Annotated in this window: 17 protein-coding genes and 1 tRNA gene; 17 read left to right on the top strand and 1 reads right to left on the bottom strand. The window is 39.4% G+C overall.

Translation table 11 applies throughout. The features are described from left to right. Positions 1 to 2: 2 nt before the first annotated feature. From uvrC to T375_RS11390, 10 genes are all read left to right on the top strand, one after another. Entirely contained in the window at positions 3 to 1,874 is a 1,872-nt protein-coding gene (uvrC, locus tag T375_RS11435; RefSeq protein ID WP_044938648.1) for an excinuclease ABC subunit UvrC, read from the top strand. A 31-nt stretch (positions 1,875 to 1,905) separates the two neighbouring features. Further along, entirely contained in the window at positions 1,906 to 2,835 is a 930-nt protein-coding gene (gene hprK, locus T375_RS11430; protein ID WP_044938645.1) for an HPr(Ser) kinase/phosphatase, read from the top strand. Positions 2,836 to 2,849: 14 nt separating this feature from the next. Further along, the gene (locus T375_RS11425) at positions 2,850 to 4,247 is read left to right on the top strand and encodes an aminopeptidase (protein WP_044938641.1); all 1,398 of its coding nucleotides are present in this window, start codon (positions 2,850 to 2,852) and stop codon (positions 4,245 to 4,247) included. Next, positions 4,240 to 5,166, top strand: coding sequence for a UDP-N-acetylmuramate dehydrogenase (murB, locus tag T375_RS11420; RefSeq protein ID WP_044938638.1), 927 nt, complete (start codon positions 4,240 to 4,242; stop codon positions 5,164 to 5,166). Before T375_RS11425 ends, murB begins: the two co-directional genes overlap by 8 nt. Then, the gene (gene rapZ, locus T375_RS11415) at positions 5,163 to 6,035 is read left to right on the top strand and encodes an RNase adapter RapZ (protein WP_033153122.1); all 873 of its coding nucleotides are present in this window, start codon (positions 5,163 to 5,165) and stop codon (positions 6,033 to 6,035) included. Before murB ends, rapZ begins: the two co-directional genes overlap by 4 nt. Beyond that, positions 6,036 to 6,878, top strand: coding sequence for a DNA-binding protein WhiA (gene whiA / locus T375_RS11410; RefSeq protein WP_044938636.1), 843 nt, complete (start codon positions 6,036 to 6,038; stop codon positions 6,876 to 6,878). A gap of 42 nt (positions 6,879 to 6,920) precedes the next feature. Then, positions 6,921 to 7,169: an HPr family phosphocarrier protein gene (locus T375_RS11405; RefSeq protein WP_044938633.1), complete on the top strand. Its 249-nt coding sequence runs from the start codon at positions 6,921 to 6,923 to the stop codon at positions 7,167 to 7,169. 18 nt (positions 7,170 to 7,187) lie between these two features. Next, entirely contained in the window at positions 7,188 to 8,081 is an 894-nt protein-coding gene (locus T375_RS11400) for a diacylglycerol/lipid kinase family protein (RefSeq protein ID WP_044938630.1), read from the top strand. Positions 8,082 to 8,157: 76 nt separating this feature from the next. Next, positions 8,158 to 9,021, top strand: a complete 864-nt coding sequence (gene fba / locus T375_RS11395) for a class II fructose-1,6-bisphosphate aldolase (protein ID WP_033153129.1) — start codon at positions 8,158 to 8,160, stop codon at positions 9,019 to 9,021. Between the two features lie 107 nt (positions 9,022 to 9,128). Further along, the gene (locus T375_RS11390) at positions 9,129 to 11,249 is read left to right on the top strand and encodes a glutamine synthetase III family protein (RefSeq protein WP_044938628.1); all 2,121 of its coding nucleotides are present in this window, start codon (positions 9,129 to 9,131) and stop codon (positions 11,247 to 11,249) included. Between the two features lie 58 nt (positions 11,250 to 11,307). Here the strand turns inward: T375_RS11390 and T375_RS11385 are convergent, their stop codons facing one another. Continuing rightward, positions 11,308 to 13,899, bottom strand: a complete 2,592-nt coding sequence (locus T375_RS11385; RefSeq protein WP_044938625.1) for a transglycosylase domain-containing protein — start codon at positions 13,897 to 13,899, stop codon at positions 11,308 to 11,310. Positions 13,900 to 13,954: 55 nt separating this feature from the next. Here T375_RS11385 and T375_RS11380 point away from each other — a divergent pair, with 55 nt between their 5' ends. The 7 genes from T375_RS11380 (at position 13,955) to T375_RS11350 (ending at position 19,094) form a co-directional block, all read left to right on the top strand. Next, on the top strand, positions 13,955 to 14,608 hold the full coding sequence (locus T375_RS11380) for a YigZ family protein (RefSeq protein WP_044938622.1): 654 nt from the start codon (positions 13,955 to 13,957) through the stop codon (positions 14,606 to 14,608). A 101-nt stretch (positions 14,609 to 14,709) separates the two neighbouring features. After that, positions 14,710 to 14,781: transfer RNA gene (locus T375_RS11375), tRNA-Gln, on the top strand. A gap of 105 nt (positions 14,782 to 14,886) precedes the next feature. Beyond that, positions 14,887 to 15,585 (top strand): acyl-[acyl-carrier-protein] thioesterase, encoded by a 699-nt coding sequence (locus T375_RS11370; RefSeq protein WP_049960420.1) that lies wholly within the window; start codon positions 14,887 to 14,889, stop codon positions 15,583 to 15,585. Next, entirely contained in the window at positions 15,585 to 16,409 is an 825-nt protein-coding gene (locus T375_RS11365; RefSeq protein ID WP_044938620.1) for a CvfB family protein, read from the top strand. The genes T375_RS11370 and T375_RS11365 overlap by 1 nt, the downstream gene beginning before the upstream one ends. 13 nt (positions 16,410 to 16,422) lie before the next feature. Beyond that, on the top strand, positions 16,423 to 16,797 hold the full coding sequence (locus T375_RS11360; RefSeq protein ID WP_033153141.1) for a RidA family protein: 375 nt from the start codon (positions 16,423 to 16,425) through the stop codon (positions 16,795 to 16,797). A gap of 15 nt (positions 16,798 to 16,812) precedes the next feature. Then, positions 16,813 to 17,727, top strand: a complete 915-nt coding sequence (trxB, locus tag T375_RS11355; RefSeq protein ID WP_044938618.1) for a thioredoxin-disulfide reductase — start codon at positions 16,813 to 16,815, stop codon at positions 17,725 to 17,727. Positions 17,728 to 17,870: 143 nt separating this feature from the next. After that, positions 17,871 to 19,094 (top strand): C40 family peptidase, encoded by a 1,224-nt coding sequence (locus T375_RS11350; RefSeq protein ID WP_044938615.1) that lies wholly within the window; start codon positions 17,871 to 17,873, stop codon positions 19,092 to 19,094. Positions 19,095 to 19,304: the final 210 nt, after the last annotated feature.

The raw sequence follows: 19,304 nt of genomic DNA, 5'->3' as shown, positions 1-19,304 counted from the left end.
ATATGGTAACTGAAAAAGACCTTAGTAAACTCCCGGATCAACCGGGAGTTTATCTAATGCACGGAAAAAATGATGAAATTATATATGTAGGTAAGGCGTTGTCTCTTCGTCACAGAGTGAGACAATACTTTCAACCAAGCCATGATGAGGGCCTCAAGAAAAAGCAGATGGTGGCAAATATTGATTATTTCGAGTTTATAGTCACTGACTCTGAATTAGAGGCTCTTATTTTAGAATGTAATTTAATAAAGGAATATCGTCCAAAGTATAATACTATGCTTCGCGATGATAAAACCTACCCATATATTGAGGTTACTTTACAGGAAGCATATCCAAGAGTGCTGTTTTCGAGAAGGATGAAAAAGAATGGTAGTAAGTTTTTTGGCCCATTCACATCTGCAGGAGCTGTTCACGATACCATCGAGCTAGTTCAAAAATTATATAAGATACGAACCTGTTCCCAGAAGCTTCCAGAAAATTTTGGTAAGAACAGACCATGCTTGAACTATCATATTGGTCAGTGCTTAGGCCCTTGCCAGGGAAATGTTCCTGTGGAAGAGTATCGTAAAAACGTAGAAAAAGTAATCGAGTTTTTAAATGGAGATTACGCCGATACAATAAAAGATCTTCAAAGAAAAATGCTTGCAGCATCTGAGGATATGGACTACGAGAAGGCTGCCCTTTACAGAGATTTGATTGAGTCAGTAAAGGCCTGTGCAGGAAGGCAGAAAGCTACCCAGCTTGATGGCGAGGATAGAGATATCATTGCTATGGCGAAGGGCAAAGAGGATGCAGTTGTTCAGGTGTTCTTTATTCGCGGTGGCAAAATGATTGGCAGAGAGCATTTCTTTATCAATGTTCGAGTGGATGATACAGATGAAGATTTGCTTGAATACTTCCTTAAGGATTACTACACAGGTACACCTTTTATCCCTAGAGAAATATTTGTTCAGTTTGAAATGACTGAATCGGAATTAATTGAAACATGGCTTACAAATAAAAAGGGTTCCAGAGTGTACATAAGAACTCCTAAGCGTGGAGCTAAGGAAAAGCTTGTAGAACTTGCGGCAAAAAATGCTCAGATGGTTTTGGATCAGGATAGAGAAAAAATCAAGAAAGAAGAGGGCCGCACAATTGGAGCTATGAAGGAAATAGCTGATATATTAGGACTTCCAGGAGCAAGTAGAATGGAAGCATATGATATTTCAAATATTTCAGGATTCCAATCAGTTGGCTCAATGGTAGTATTTGAAAAAGGTAAGCCAAAGCGCTCGGATTATCGTAAATTCAAAATCAAAACCGTTGAAGGTCCAAATGATTACGCATCTATGCATGAGGTGCTGACTCGTCGTTTTTCTCACGGCCTAGAAGAACTTGAAGAAAATGGCGGTGTAATAGAAGACAGCTTTACCAAATTCCCTGATGTTATAATGATGGATGGTGGTAAAGGACAGGTGCACATTGCAGAGCAGGTTATGGCTGAATTAGGGCTTCACATTCCTATTGCAGGTATGGTAAAGGATGATCATCATAGAACCAGAGGCCTATACTATAAGGATGAAGAAATACCTATAGATACACATTCTGAGGGCTTCCAGTTAATTACAAGACTTCAGGATGAAGCACATCGATTTGCAATAGAATATCATCGTAGCCTCAGAAGCAAAGGACAGGTTAGAAGTTTTCTTGATGATATTGAGGGCATTGGACCAAAGAGACGCAAGGCCCTTATGAAAAAATATATTTCTGCAGAAAAAATGGCAAATGCCACAGTGGAAGATTTGATGGATACAGAATCTATGAGTAAAGAAGCAGCAGAGAATGTATACAATTACTTTCACCCTATTAATTCCGCAGAAAATGAGCTAAAATAGTCTATGAATTTTCAGTAGATGGGAGGTTTTTATGGCAAATAATAAATTTGTATCAGTAGCAACAATTCAGGAAAGATTTAATCTTACCAATTTCACACCAGAGCTTAATCTTGAAGAGGCTCAGGTAACAGTTGCAGATGTCAATAGACCAGCGCTTCAGCTACACGGATTTTATGAGCATTTTGATTCAAGCCGAATTCAGGTTATTGGAAATGTAGAAGCAGCGTACTTAAATAAAAAGACAGATGAAGAAAAAGCAGAAAGCTTTGCACAGTTATTAACATATGATATTCCATGTGTAATTTTCTGTAGAGGTGAAAAGCCAGGAGAAATATTACTCAAGGAAGCTGTTAAGGCAAATGTTCCTGTATTAGGAACTGATCGTGCTACATCAGAGTTTATGTCAGCTTTGATATATTCTTTAAATAAAGACTTTGCACCATACACAACTATTCACGGAGTATTAGTTGATGTTTATGGTGAAGGTTTGCTTATTACTGGTGAATCTGGAATAGGTAAATCAGAGGCAGCATTGGAGCTTATCCGTCGTGGTCACAGACTTGTATCAGACGATGTAGTAGAAATTCGTCGTCCAAACAACGAAAGATTATACGGACGCGCACCATCAATCACACAGTACCTTATTGAGCTTAGAGGTATTGGAATTATCGATGTTAAATCACTTTATGGTGTTGAGGCTGTAAAGGATGAGCAGCGTATTGATTTAGTTATTAAGCTTGAGGATTGGTCAAAGGAAAAAGAATATGACCGTCTTGGTATGACAGATGAATATATGAATATTCTAGGAATTGATGTAACATGTCACTCACTTCCAATCAGACCAGGTAGAAATCTCGCTATTATTTGTGAGGCTGCCGCAGTAAACCATCGTCAGAAGAAGATGGGCTACAATGCTGCTGAAGAGCTTTACAGGCGAGTTCAGAATAATATTAATGGATAGGAGATGCAAATCTTATGGAACGTAAGAATGCTTGGAGTAAGTATACTTCAGAAAAAGATAAGAAAAAGGTTATGGCCTTTGGTGAAGACTATAGAAAGTTCTTATCAACATGCAAAACAGAAAGAGAATGTGTTTCATTCTTTGTAGAAAAGGCTGAAAAAGCAGGATTTAAGAATCTTGATGAAGCTATTGCAAGTGGTAAGAAGCTTAAAGCAGGAGAAAAGGTTTACGCTGTAAATAAGGGTAAGGAGCTTGCTTTATTTATTGTAGGTACAGAGGATTTAGAGTCTGGCATGAACATTCTTGGTGCTCATATCGATAGCCCAAGAATGGATTTAAAGCAGAACCCATTATATGAGGATTCAGATATCGCATTACTTGACACTCATTATTATGGTGGTATCAAGAAATACCAGTGGGTAACTATTCCGCTTGCACTTCACGGTGTACTTGTTAAAAAGACAGGTGAAGTAATGCCTGTTAACGTAGGTGAAGATGAGAATGATCCAGTATTTGGTATTTCAGATTTACTTATTCACCTTGCAGCAGACCAGATGGATAAGAAGGGTGCAAAGGTAGTAGAAGGTGAAGACCTCAATGTTATCGTAGGAAGCATCCCAGGCTTTGACAAAAAGGGCGAGAAGGAAAAGGAATCTGTAAAGAAGAATATTCTTAAGCTTCTCAAAGACAAGTACGATATTGAGGAAGAAGATTTCATTTCAGCAGAAATCGAAGTTGTTCCAGCCGGTCCAGCTAGAGACTTTGGTTTTGATCGTTCAATGATCTTAGGATACGGTCACGATGATAGAGTATGTGCTTACTCATCATTTATGGCACTTATTGATTGCAAGGAAAAATTAAAGAAGACAGCATGCTGCCTTCTTGTAGATAAAGAAGAAATTGGTTCTGTAGGCGCAACAGGTATGGAATCTAGATTCTTCGAGAATATTTTCGCAGAGCTTTACAATCTTACAGGAGATTATTCAGAGCTTAAGCTTCGCAGAGCTCTTACAAACTGCAAGGTTCTTTCGTCAGATGTATCTGCAGCATTTGATCCAAACTATGCATCAGCATTTGAAAAGAACAACTCAGCATATCTCGGACGTGGTCTTGTATTTAACAAGTATACAGGCGCTAGAGGTAAGAGTGGTTCAAACGATGCATCCGCTGAGTATGTTGCAGAGGTTCGTGACATCATGGACAAGGACAATGTATTCTGGCAGACAGCTGAGCTTGGTAAGGTAGACCAGGGTGGCGGTGGAACAATCGCCTACATCATGGGCAATTACAACATGCAGGTAATTGACTCAGGTGTTGCTGTTCTTTCTATGCACGCTCCATGTGAGATTATTTCAAAGGTTGATTTATACGAAGCATTATTAGGATACGAGGCGTTTATTAAATATGCTTAATGAGAAATACCAGAAATTAGCAGAAGAATTAAAAGCACAATTTCCAAAATCTTTAATCCTTTTAGAGGAAGCAATGAAAAGTCATACGACTTTTAGAATAGGAGGTCCGGCCGATATTTATATCGAGCCGGATTATGCCTCTATTATTCCTTTAATTCAATTTCTTAAAGAGCAGGAGATTCCATTTATTGTTATAGGAAATGGAAGCAATTTGCTAGTGTCTGATGAGGGAATCGAAGGTGTTGTTATTTCCCTTGGTAAACAATCAAATGACATAACAATCAATGGTGATACAGTGGTTGTAGAAGCAGGTGCTTTGCTTTCAACTGTAGCTAACAAAGCTACAAAAGCAGGGCTTACTGGAATGGAATTCGCATCAGGAATACCAGGTTCAATAGGTGGTGCAGTATTTATGAATGCAGGAGCCTATGGCGGGGAAATGAAGGACATAATCGAATCAGTCCTTATTCTTACTCCATCAATGGAGCAGAAAACTGTTACACCAGAGGAATTATCAATGTCCTATCGTCATTCATCTTTAATGGAAGATGGAGGATATGTTCTTTCTGCTGTTCTTAAGCTTAGTCAAGGAAATCCAGAAGAAATACAGGCTAGAATTGACGAAATCAGACAGCAGCGCACTGAAAAACAGCCACTTAATTTCCCAAGCGCAGGTTCTACTTTTAAGCGACCAGAGGGATATTTTGCTGGAAAGCTTATTGATGACACTGGATTGCGTGGATATACTGTAGGTGGTGCCCAGGTTTCAGAAAAACACTGTGGCTTTGTAGTGAATAAGGGCGATGCAACAGCAGCTGATGTTTTACAGTTAATGTCAGATGTTAATGATAAAGTATTTAATAAATTTGGAGTTCATTTAGTTCCAGAGGTTCGAATTATAGGGAGGAACGTAAATTGAAGCTATTAATTCTAACAGGAATGTCAGGTGCAGGTAAAAACACAGCATTTAAAATGCTGGAGGATATGGGCTACTATTGCATGGACAATCTTCCAATCCAATTGTTAAAGAGCGTTGTTGAATTGGCTGAGAATGGCGCCTTTGATCAAAAGATTGTTGTTGGAATAGATGTACGTAATGGTAGAGCTATGAAGCTTTTGCCGGACATTTTGCAGGAATTAGACAACGACAACAAACATTTTTCTATTCTGTTCTTGGATGCAGAGGATGATGTGTTAATTAAACGATACAAAGAGACCAGACGTAATCATCCACTTTCTGGTAGAGAAAGAATTGCAGCAGGCATTCAGCAGGAAAGAGAATCTATCGGATTTTTACGTGATGAGGCAGACTATGTTATCGACACAACCCATCTTTTAACAAGAGAGTTAAAGGAAGAGCTTGAAAAGATATTTGTTGATGATGCAGATTACAAGAGCCTTTTCGTGACTATCATTTCATTTGGCTTTAAGTACGGAATTCCAGAAGATGCGGATTTGGTTTTTGATGTACGATTCTTACCAAATCCATACTATGATACAGACCTTAGGCCGTTCACAGGAAACGACCAGCCAATCAAGGATTTCGTTTTAAAATATGAGGAGTCTCAGATTTTCTTGGAGAAAACAACTGACTTAATCAAGTTCCTGATTCCTAACTATATAAAAGAAGGAAAGAATCAGCTGGTTATTGCAGTTGGATGTACAGGCGGTAAACACAGAAGTGTATGCCTGGCAGATGAGATTTTTGAGGCACTAAATCATGATGAGTCTTATGGACTTAAAATTGAGCATCGTGATATAGGCAAGGATGCTTTGAGAGGAAAATAATTGTCATTTTCAAAAGATGTAAAAGAGGAACTCTTTTCTGTTATTCCTAAAAGTAGGCATTGTATGGTGGCAGAGATGTCTGGCATTTTTCTTATGGAAGGAATAAATGCATTTCAGAACTATTCAGATGAACCATTAAACAGAAAAGTCTTTACTTTATTAAATAAAACACTTAATATAGGAAAAGATGTCACAGCACTGTCTACTGATGTCTTATTGGAGACTAAAAAAATGCTTAAGCTATCCGATGATAGTGAGATAGCAAACGATTTAGTTATCCAACAGCCATGCTGTAAGCGTTCATTTATACGAGGAGCGTTTTTGGCGGCAGGCTCCATTTCAGATCCCAATAAGGGATATCATTTTGAGATTGTATGCAACACAGAAGCTATGGCTTCGCAGCTAACAAAGGTTATGAACACATTCGATGTGGAAGCAAAATATGTTAGCAGAAATGGTAAATATGTTGTATACCTTAAAGAAGGCGCACAAATCGTTGAAATATTACGTGTTATGGAAGCCGCTCACTCAGTAATGGAGTTGGAAAACATCAGGGTAGTTAAAGAGGTGCGAGGCACAATCAATCGAAAAGTCAATTGCGAAACAGCAAACATCGGCAAAACAGTTAATGCAGCTGTTCGACAAATCGAAGCAATTCATCTTTTGGATGAAAAGCTGGGGCTTGATACATTGCCACCACAGCTACAGGAAATTGCTCAGGTAAGACTTGATAATCCAGACACACCGCTAGGAGCCTTGGGACAGTACTTAGATCCACCTATAGGCAAGTCAGGAGTTAATCATCGATTGAAAAAGCTGGTTCAAATGGCAGAACAGTTATAGCAGGCCAGCGTTAGGTTTTATTTAGTTTTTCAGGAGGACGTCATGCAAAAAGAAGTTACTATTCAGATGACAAATTCAATGGAAGCTACACCAATAGCACACCTTGTGCAGTTAGCTAACCAGTTTGGAAGTTCAATCTATTTCGAGATGGATGAAAAGAAGGTTAATGCTAAAAGTATTATGGGTATGATGAGTTTGGTATTAGCTTCAGGATCAAAGGTAGTTATTGATGCTACAGGAGATGATGAAGAAAAGGCTGTCACAGAACTTGCTGATTTCCTTACAAAATAAATTATTATCGAGGGATATATGTCAAAAAGATTATTATTTATTATCAATCCACGCTCTGGTAAAGGGCAGATAAAAGAACATCTGGCTGACATTCTGGATATAATGATTAAGGCTGGCTATCAGGTTAGTGTACATATTACACAGTCTGGTGGCGATGCAACAAGACAGACAATTGAACAGTCCAAGGATTTCGATAGAATCGTTTGCTCTGGTGGAGATGGAACACTTGATGAAGTGGTTACTGGTATGATGCAGTTGGCTCCATCAGAAAGAAAGCCTATTGGATATATTCCAGCTGGCTCAACAAATGATTTTGGAAATTCACTTGGTATAGATAAGAACATGTTAAATGCAGCGCAGATTAGTGTTTCTGATAAACTATTTCCATGTGATATAGGTAGATTCAATTCAGATTCATTTGTATATGTGGCTGCATTTGGTATTTTTACAGAAGTTTCTTATGCCACATCACAAGATTTAAAGAATCTTCTAGGACATGCTGCATACATAATCGAAGGAGCTAAACAGCTTCGCGATATACCATCATTCCGCATGCAGGTGGAGTATGATGGCAATGTTATTTATGATGAGTTTATTTATGGCATGATTACTAATTCAAAGTCTGTCGGCGGTTTTCAGGGTATCATAAGAGGCAATATTGGTTTGAACGATGGTGTGTTTGAGGCAACATTAATCAAAATGCCACGCAACCCAATGGAGCTCAATGAAATCCTAGGCTTTATGACTGGTATTATTCCAGATTCAGAGATGGTATACAGTTTCCAAACCAGCGAAATAAAGTTTACATGTAGTGAAGATGTCCCATGGACATTGGACGGAGAATTCGGTGGCAATCATAAGGTTGTTAACGTCGTAGACGAGAACAGTGCCCTTGAAATAGCTATTGAATAGAATTTTACGTTATGTTAAAATTTGCGGTAGATGGGGTTCTTTAGAACCCAAAAACGATTATATGGAGGATATAATTATGTTAGTTTCTGCAAAAGAAATGCTTGATAAAGCAAAAGCAGGCCACTATGCAGTTGGTCAGTTCAACATTAATAACCTTGAGTGGACAAAAGCCATTCTTCTTACAGCTCAGGAGCTTAACTCACCTGTAATCCTTGGTGTATCTGAGGGTGCTGGTAAGTACATGACAGGCTTCGGTACAGTAGCTGCTATGGTTAAGGCTATGGACGAGGAGCTCGGAATTACAGTTCCTGTAGCACTTCACCTTGATCACGGTACATACGAAGGATGCTACAAGTGCATCAAAGCTGGTTTCACATCAATCATGTTTGATGGTTCACACTATCCATTCGAGGAGAACCTTGCAAAGTCTACAGAGCTTGTTAATGTTGCTCACGGACTTGGCCTTTCTATCGAGTGCGAAGTTGGTTCAATCGGTGGTGAAGAAGATGGTGTTGTAGGTATGGGCGAGTGTGCTGATCCTAACGAGTGCAAGACAATCGCTGACCTTGGTGTAGATATGCTTGCAGCAGGTATCGGTAACATCCACGGTAAGTACCCAGAAAACTGGCAGGGACTTTCTTTCGAGACACTTGATGCTATTCAGCAGAAGACAGGTGCTATGCCACTCGTACTTCACGGTGGTACAGGTATCCCAGCTGATATGATCAAGAAGGCTATCGAGCTTGGTGTTTCAAAGATCAACGTTAACACAGAGTGCCAGCTTTCATTTGCTGACGCTACACGTAAATATATTGAGGCTGGTAAGGACCTTGAGGGTAAGGGCTTCGATCCACGTAAGCTTTTAGCTCCTGGTACAGATGCTATCAAGGCAACAGTTAAAGAAAAGATGGAACTTTTCGGTTCAGTTGGAAAGGCTTAATCGGTTTGCCCGATTTAGCTTTCTTATGAGCTTTATGGAAGACAATCGGTGGGGATCCTTGCTGATTGTCTTTCTTTATATATGTTATGGGAAAGGATACTTTATAAATGGAAGAATATTTTAATGTGGCAGACATCTTTGGAGAAAATGTATTTAACGATACAGTTATGCAGGAACGACTTCCAAAGAAGACTTATCAGAAGCTTAAGCAGACTATTCTTGCGGGAGAAGAGCTTGATTTAGAGACTGCTGATGTTATTGCACACGAAATGAAGGAGTGGGCTATTGAGAAGGGTGCAACCCACTACACACATTGGTTCCAGCCACTTACAGGTATTACAGCAGAAAAACATGATTCATTTATTTCTGCTCCACTGCCAAGTGGTAAGGTGCTTATGAGCTTTTCTGGTAAAGAGCTTATAAAAGGTGAGCCAGATGCATCATCGTTCCCTTCAGGAGGACTTAGAGCCACATTTGAGGCAAGAGGATATACTGCTTGGGATCCAACATCTCCAGCATTTGTTAGACAGGATGCAGCAGGTGCAACACTTTGCATTCCTACAGCTTTCTGTTCATACACAGGAGAAGCTTTGGATCAAAAAACACCTTTGCTTCGTTCTATGGAAGTTTTATCAGAGCAGGCAATCAGACTTCTTAGATTATTTGGTAACACAAATTCTAAGCGTGTAATTCCTTCAGTTGGTGCTGAACAGGAATACTTCCTTATTGACCGTGAAATGTATCTTGCCCGTAAGGATTTAATGTATACAGGTCGTACACTCTTTGGTGCAATGCCACCTAAGGGACAGGAAATGGACGACCATTATTTTGGCTCAATTCCAGAGAGAATTGAAGCTTATATGCGTGATGTTAATATTGAGCTTTGGAAGCTCGGCGTTTCATCTAAAACACAGCATAATGAGGTTGCTCCAGCTCAGCACGAGCTTGCACCAATCTATGCACAGTGCAACGTTGCAGTTGATCACAACCAGATTATCATGGAGACTCTTAGAAAGGTTGCAAACCGCCATGGTTTACAGTGCCTCCTCCATGAAAAACCATTCGCAGGCGTAAATGGTTCAGGTAAGCATGATAACTGGTCACTTGTTACAGACGATGGAATCAATCTTTTTGAGCCAGGTAAATCACCACATGAGAACATCCAGTTCTTGCTTGTGCTTTGTCTTGTTCTTAAGGCTGTTGATTTACATGCAGATCTTCTTCGTGAATCTGCATCAGACGTTGGTAATGATCACAGATTAGGTGGAAATGAAGCACCTCCTGTAATCATCTCTGTATACCTTGGAGAGCAGTTAGAGGACGTTTTAAGACAGCTTATCTCTACTGGTACTGCTACTAAGTCAAAGAAGGGTGAAAAGCTTGCTACAGGCGTTAAAACACTTCCAGACTTTAGAAAAGATGCTACAGATAGAAACCGTACATCACCATTTGCATTTACTGGAAATAAGTTCGAATTCAGAATGGTTGGTTCACAGGATTCAGTTGGCGAGCCAAACGTAGTTCTCAATACAATCATGGCAGAAGCACTTTGCGAGGCTTGTGATGAGCTTGAGAAAGCAAAGGATTTTGATAGTGCAGTTCATGATATGATTAAGAAGCTTGCTACAGAGCATCAGCGCATCGTATTCAACGGAAACGGATACGGAGAAGAGTGGATTGAAGAAGCAAAGAAGAGAGGCTTGCCAAGCATCAATTCTTTGGTAGAAGCAATTCCTGCTCTTACAACAGATGCGACAGTTTCAATGTTTGAAAAGTTTGGTGTATTCTCAAAGGTAGAGCTTGAATCACGTGCAGAAATCGAATATGAGCAGTATATCAAGTCAATCAATATTGAAGCTAAGACCATGATAGATATGGCTTCTAAGCAGATTATTCCAGCTGTAATAGGCTATGCTACAGAGCTTGGACTTTCTATCGGTACAATTCAGGATGCTTGTCCTGAGGCTGATGTAAGCACACAGAAGGAGCTTCTCATTAAGGTATCTAACCATCTACGTGAAGCAAAAGAAGCCCTTGTAAAGCTTAAAGAGACAAACAATAAGGCATATACTATGAAGGCTTCTAGCTGCGAAAAAGCCAACTTCTACCACGATGAAGTTATAAAGGCTATGGAAGAGCTTCGTGCTCCTGTAGACGCCTTAGAAATGATTGTAGACAAGGAATGCTGGCCAATGCCAAGCTACGGAGACATGATTTTCGAAGTATAAAATAATGATAATAAAAAAGGCTCCGCTCTTAATTGAGCGGGGCCTTTTGAGTTGTGTTTTATTCGCCACCAATTATTTGAATGGTTCCTTCGCTGCCTCCGGAAGAATCACTTGTCGTGGATGATGAACCACCAATCACACCGGTATTTGGCATCTGGTAGCCGCCGTGGTATGGGCAATATGTTCCGAATGTTGCAGCATCTACGCCGTATGCTTCGTCAGCAGTGCCGGCAGCTGCGCCTACAATAAATACTCCTGAGTAGGCAGGACATTCTGAATTTGCAAACATGTGTGACTGAGTACAAACAGTACCGAGATAATGCTTATCACAGTATTCTGTAGGTTCGGTGCCTTCCTCGAAGTACTCGGTGTAAACCATAGAACCTCGAGGGTCGCAGTCGCAAACACCGCCAATGGCAAGCTTGCCTGATTTTTTACATACTTGAGCAGTAACAATTCCATCTGGCATTGTAAAGTCTTTAGCAGATAGATTCTCGTGAATTCGGCTCATTACAGCCTTCCAAATAACCTTTGAGTAGGTTGTGTAGCTTTGAGGTGTATTGTCGTCAAATCCGCCCCAAATAACGCCTGTATAGTATGGAGTGAAGCCTGCAAAGACTGTATCACGATTCTTTGTTGTAGTACCGGATTTGCCGGCTACAGCAATACCATTTACATCAAAGTTGGCAGCTGTACCAGTGCCGGAAGTCATAACGTCTTCCATAGCGCTTGTAAGTAACCAAGCAGTTGTTTCTTTTAATACTCTAGTTGAAGTGTTATCTCTATTATCAAGAATTATATTTCCCTGATGATCAACTACAGTAGTGTAGAAGATTGGTGAATTGTATTCACCGCCATTTGCGATTGTAGCATATGCTGATGTTAGGTCTACGTTAGTAACACCATTTGTGATACCACCAAGAGCGAGAGCCTGGTTGTTATCGCCATCAGTCAATGTTGTAATTCCTAAATCTTTTGCATATTGGAAGCCAAGGCTTGTTCCGATATCGCCCATTACTTCAACAGTAACAACGTTGATAGAGTTTGTAATGGCAGTTCTGATATTGGTCCAGCCAAGGTATGTGTTGTTGTAGTTTTTAAGTGAAGTGCCATCTGCATATGTAGTTGGCATATCATTTTCAACAGAAGCAAGTGTCATTCCGCCTGCATCAAGTGCAGCAGCATAACAAGCAATAACCTTGAATGTTGAACCTGGCTGACGAGTAATACCTGTAGCTCTGTTAAGAGTCTTGGCTGCTGTCTTATCGCCACGTCCACCAACCATTGCAACAACCTGACCAGTGTATTGGTCCATAATTGTCATTGCAGCCTGAGGCTGAAGTGTGTATGTTACAGATTCTCCAGCGATTTCATCGCCATCTTCCATAATTGCTGCCTTGTATTCTTCGATTGCAGCAGCTGCTTCCTCTTCTGAGTCAAACTCAAGAGTGTAGCTAGAGTTACTTGACTGGTAATAAGAAAGCATTGTGGTATCAGAATAATTGGCAGTTGAGCCATCTGATTTTGTAATGGTCAATCTATATGAGAATGAATATTTTTCAATTCCCTTATAGTTGTCAGTATTGTTTATTTCTTCCTCTACGATATTTTGAATTGAAGTATCTTGTGTAGAGTAAATTGAAAGACCGCCTGAATATAATAGTGAATAAGCTTCAGTTTCTGTGTAACCAAGTCTTGTTTGTAAATCTTCAATAACTTCATCTGTCAACGCATCAACAAAATAAGAAGTTGATGATGTAGAAATCTCGGTGTTGAGTACCTGAATCCTATCGTAAACATCATCTGCGAGAGCTGTTTCGTATTCGCTCTCTGTGATGTAACCCTGATCCAACATATTTTTAAGCACCTTTTTACGGCGTGTTGCGTTTTCCTCTGGATGAGAGATAGGATTGTATTTTGTTGGATTCTGTGTAATTCCAGCGATAACTGCGCATTCTGAAAGGGTTAAATCCGAAACAGATTTATTAAAGTATCTCTCAGCTGCTGCTTCAACTCCAAGTGTGTTCTGACCTAAGTTGATACTGTTAAGGTAGTTCTCTAAAATAACATCTTTACTAACTATTTTTTCAAGCTGAACGGCTAGGTATTGCTCCTGTATTTTTCGATTAATACTATCAAGCTTAGTTCGCTCTGATGTCCATGTGGTGAAGTAGTTATTTTTAAGTAACTGCTGGGTGATTGTACTGGCACCCTGAGAAAAATGGAAACCGTCCAGGATACCTTGCATTGCTGCTCTTATAATACCCTGTGGATCAATACCATTATGCTCATAGAATCGAGCATCCTCGATTGCAACGAAAGCATGTTGTAAATCGATAGGAATATTATCTAAAGTAACATAGGTTCTATTGGCACCTGTTGATGCTAAGGTTTCGATTTCATTTCCGTCTGAATCATAAACTGTACTCATGTAGCCAGTTGGTGAGATATCGATTGTGGATACATCTGGAAGCTGGTCAATGAGATTCTTTGCATAGAGGTAAGCAAAAATACCACCAGCTACGACTACAGAGACGATGCATATCAGCGAAATACGAATAATGGCCAATCCGGCACTGTGACGTTTTCGCTTCTTACGTCCTGAAAGCTGAGCGGATTGCTTAGCTGCATTTTCTTTTCCGTAATTCATAATAACCTCCAATTTAGACTTCATTATACCAAAATTATCCTTTATAATAAACCACATGGATAATAAGACTTTTAGAATTGTATATGAAGGCGGAACAGGGGAGATAGAAGAAAAGAAATCGAGATTTATTGCTCATATTTGCCCCGTTACAACTGAAAAAGAGGCTGTAGATTTTATTTCTGAAAAAAAGAAAGAATTTTGGGATGCAAGACATAATTGCTCAGCCTTTGTTATTGGAAACAACAACGAAGTCACTAGGTGCAACGATGATGGTGAACCTGCGCAGACAGCAGGTCGTCCTATGCTGGATGTTCTTCTTAGAGAAAACATTCATAACTGTGCAGTAGTGGTGACTCGTTATTTTGGTGGAGTTCTTTTGGGGACAGGTGGCCTTGTGCGAGCATATCAGTCGGCTGTCCAGGAGGGACTGAAGAATTGCAAGATTCTTGAACCTAAAGATGGATATCCATGTGAAATAAAAACAGACTACAATGGTTATGGAAAAATAGAATATGTTCTTAGAGAAAATAATCTTCCAATTTTAAATACAGATTTTGGAGCGGAAGTAATAATTTCTTCTGTAGTCGAATGTAATTTTAAAGAAAATCTAGAAAAAATTATCGCAGACAAAACTGCGGGAAATGCCGAAATTACGTGGGATTCGCAGGTTAAATTCGATATTTTAGATGGCCAGATTTTAAAATTTTAAAAAAAGTTGAAAAAAGTGCTTGCTATTTTAAAATCTATGCTCTATAATAGCATTCGTTGACGCGGTAAAGCAGTTGAAACAAAGCGCTCAGCGAATAATATTGGCCCATCGCCAAATGGTAAGGCAACGGACTCTGACTCCGTCATTTCAAGGTTCGAATCCTTGTGGGCCAGCTAAGACCTAAGCATTAGCTTAGGTCTTTTTTTTACCTGAAATTTATGGAACAAATCAAACTGTTAATATATAATATTTGCTAACGGTGGTTTTGGAGGTAAGTGATGTATTCGTATCAGGACAGAATTAAATACAGTGAAGTTGATGCTAATCTTGATCTCACATATTTTGGCTTAGTTAATTACATGCAAAACTGTAGCTGTTTTCATTCTGATGATGTTGGCGTTGGTGTATATTATTTAGCTCCCAAAAGACTAGGCTGGTTTGTGACAAGCTATGAAATACATATTAAAAGATTGCCAAGGTATTCAGAGAAAGTAAAGGTATGCACATGGCCATATCAGGTTAGAGGCATGATGGCGCACCGTCTTTATTCAATCGAAACCGAGGATGGAGAGGTTTTGGTTTATGCAGATTCCCTCTGGGTACTTATGGATTTGGATAAGCTCAAACCATCCAGATTTACAGAAGAAATTGCAAAAGCTTATCCGGAGGATGCAAGCCTTCCTCAGTTTGATTTAAATCACAACAAGTTAAGGCTCAGTGCAGACATAGAAAAAGTTGGAGAGTTTACAGTTACAGACAGATATTTGGACACAAACAACCACATGAATAACTCTCACTACATAGATGTCACCCGTTATTACTTACCAGAGCAGTCATTCAATACAATCAATATCAACTACAAAAAAGCAGCATTGTTAGATGACAAGCTAGATGTGTATATAGGAAAAATAGAACAGGGATATCAGGTAGTTCTCAAAAAAGAAGATGAAGTTTATACAATAGTGGAGTACAAATAATGAAATTAGGCGAAATACAAGTTTTAAAAATAGAAAAGAAAGTTGAGTTTGGTGTTTATCTTTCAGATGGAACAGAAAGAGTTCTTTTGCCAAAGAAGCAGGTTCCGGAGAATGCCAAAATCGGAGATGAGCTAAAGGTATTTGTATACAAGGATTCTAAGGATAGATTAATCTGTACAACAAATACTCCAAAGCTTACTTTTGGCCAGATGGGTGTTCTTTCAGTTAGCCAGGTCAATAAAGTAGGTGCATTCCTTGATTGGGGATTAGAAAAAGATTTATTCCTTCCTTTCAAGGAAATGACAAAGCAGCCATCTGAGGGTGACGAGATTTTAGTTAGAGTGTACATCGATAAAAGTCAGCGCCTTTGCGCCAGCATGAAGGGCTTATACGAGATGCTTTCTACAAAACCACCATATCAGGTTGGTGACGAAGTAGAAGCTAGAATTTACGAATTTGGACATGACTTTGGCACTTTCGTTGCTATCGAGGATAAATATTCTGCAATGATTCCAAGGCATGAGGATACTAGCAAGTACCGAGTTGGCGATGTTCTTATGGTTCGCATCACAGGCATCAAAGAAGACGGTAAATGCGATGTTACAATCAGAGATAAAGCATACATCCAAATGGAAGATGATGCAGAAGCGTTACTTGATTTAATAGATAGCTATGCTGGTGTATTGCCATTCTCAGAAAAGGCATCACCAGAAGTTATAAAAAGGGAAACAGGTCTTTCAAAAGCAGCTTTTAAACGTGCTATTGGAAGACTCTACAAGGAAAGAAAGATTTCCTTAGTAGATGGAAAGATACGCAAACTATAAGGAGGACATACTTATGAAAAATGTAATCTCAACAACAGCTGCGCCAGCAGCAATTGGCCCATATTCACAGGCCATCGAGGTAAATGGAATGGTTTATACATCAGGTATCATTCCAGTTGATCCAGAAACAGGTGTTATTCCTGAAGGTGCTGCAGCACAGGCTGACAGAGTATTCAAGAGCATGAGCGCATTGTTAGAGGCAGCCGGTACATCCATGGGAAATGTTGTTAAAACAACAGTCTTCATTAAAAACATGGATGATTTCGCAGCAATTAATGAAGTATATGCAAAGTACTTCCCAGAGCCATTTCCAGCTCGTTCATGTATTGAAGTTGCTCGTATTCCAAAGGATGTTCTCTTGGAAGCAGAGGCAATTGCAATCAAATAAATTCGGAGAAGTGTTATGGTTTATGATGTTATTGTTATAGGAGCGGGGCCTGCTGGCCTTGCTGCTGGAATATATGGTAAGAGAGCTGGCTATAATATTCTTGTATTAGACACAAGTTCTATCAGCGGTGGTCAGATACTCAACACATACGAGGTAGATAATTATCCTGGTATTCCGGGAGTATCAGGCACCGAGTTGGCAGAGGCTATGAAGCAGCATTGTGAAAAGCTTGGAGTTGAGTTCGCTAGAGGTCGTGTTACTTCCATAGTAGACAATGGGCAGACAAAAGAGCTTGTTACTAAAAAAGAAACTTTCCAGACTAAGACAGTTATTATTGCTACCGGAGCAACAAACAGAAAGCTTGGATGTCCTGGTGAGGATGAGTTTTCAGGCATGGGCGTTTCTTACTGCGCTACATGTGATGGTGCATTCTTCAAAGATAAGGTAGTGGCTGTAGTTGGCGGTGGAGATGTAGCCCTCGAGGATGCAGCTTATTTAGCTAGAACCTGCAAAAAAGTTTATCTTATTCATAGAAGAGATGAGTTTAGAGGAGCTGTAGTTTTACAAAACCAAATCAAGTCTCTTGATAATGTAGAGTTGGTATTGGATTCCACAGTTGAATCTATAATTGGAAATGATTCAGTTGAAAAACTTCTTATTAAGAATAAGAAAACAAATGAAGAAAGAGAACTAGAAGTAGATGGTGTATTTATTGCGGTAGGTACAGTGCCAAACACCAAAACTATTTCGGGTCTTCCTTCATTAGATGAAAGAGGCTATATTGTTGCAGACGAAACATGCGAGACTAATATTCCAGGAGTATTTGCAGCAGGAGATGTTAGAACAAAGCAATTACGTCAGGTAATTACTGCAACCGCTGATGGGGCGAATGCAATAACATCTATAACCAATTATTTAAATTTAAAATAGTTTACTAAAATGTTACAAACTCAACATATTTTCAGATTATAAGAAAATGCAGGGTTAAATCGGACTTGACACATTCACTGTTAGATTATATAATGACAACAGTTGTAATAAGTTTGTAACAAATTCGGAGGTTTTTTTACAGAATGAATTCAAAAATGACAAAAGCTGTTAGTTATACACTTGCTGCTTGTGTTGTTGTTTCAAGCCTTTCATTTAGCGCTAGTGCTGCTACAGCTACATCAGGTGTCAGCGCATTATCTAGTGCAACAGGCGTTTTAGAAACAACAGACTATACTGCTTTCGCAGGTGCACAGCTTTCAGTTAATGATATGATTGCAAATGCAAATATACTTGCTGCAGAATCACAGTTAGCAGATAACGAAGCTAGTACTGTTGCTGCATCTGAGGACAATCCATATGCAGATATTGCAATTGCTCAGGTAGATAATTTCGTATATATTCGTGAGTCGGCATCAGCTGATAGCGATTATGTCGGAAAGTTATATAACAACTCAGCTGCTACAGTTTCTGAAACTGTTGAGGCAGAAGATGGTACATGGTTACTTATCACATCTGGTGATGTTACAGGTTATGTAAAGAGCGAATACGTAGTTCAGGGTGATCAGGAACTTGCAAAGGAAGTTTCAAGACGCTTAGCTACAGTTAAGACAACTACTCTTTACGTTCGTGAGGAAGCTACTACAGAATCCGACATCATAGATTTGATTCCTGTAGGTGATGACCTTACAGTTATTGATGAGTCAATGGCTGATACAGGTTGGGTAAAGGTTACATGTAACGCTGGTGAAGGTTATGTCAGCACAGATTACGTTGATCTTTCTACAGACTTTACAGTAGCAGAGTCTAAGAACGCTGAAATCGCAAGATTAGCAAAGGAAGAGGAAGAAAAGAAAGCGGCTCAGGAAGCAGCTAAGAAAGCTACTCAGGCAGCAGCTGCAGTTGAGAAAGCAAGCTCATCATCTTCATCTTCTTCATCAAGCAAGTCATACTCAGCTCCTTCTGGTTCAGATGGAAGCTCAGTAGTTGCTTATGGTGCACAGTTTGTAGGTAATCCATATGTTTACGGTGGATCATCTCTTACAAACGGAACAGACTGTTCAGGATTTGTAATGAGTGTTTACTCAGCATTTGGTGTAAGCTTACCTCATTCATCAAGTGCACTTCGTAGCGTTGGTTATGGAGTATCTTATGATGAGATGCAGCCAGGTGATATCGTTTGTTACTCAGGTCATGTTGGTATTTATGCTGGTAACGGTCAGTTACTCCATGCGTCTACATACAGAACTGGTATTACATATTCAAATGTAAACTACAAGCAGATTCTTGCAATCAGAAGAATCTTCTAATTAAAGAATTTTGAGGCACCGCATTTAGGCGGTGCCTTTTTTATGATATAAGGCGAAATGTTATATTGTGAATCCGTTAGGATAGAACAGTTAAAATAATAATATTTATAATAATTTGACACCAATTGTCAGAAAACATGTTTTGGAATACTGGAACCGTTTAGTGAAAATTTGCACAAAAACAGAAATTGTTAAACTAGAATATAATTT

Origin of the sequence: Pseudobutyrivibrio sp. LB2011, assembly GCF_000701765.1 — a bacterium.
In the GTDB taxonomy this organism is placed as follows: domain Bacteria; phylum Bacillota; class Clostridia; order Lachnospirales; family Lachnospiraceae; genus Pseudobutyrivibrio; species Pseudobutyrivibrio ruminis.
This window is presented reverse-complemented; position numbering and strand designations above follow the sequence as displayed.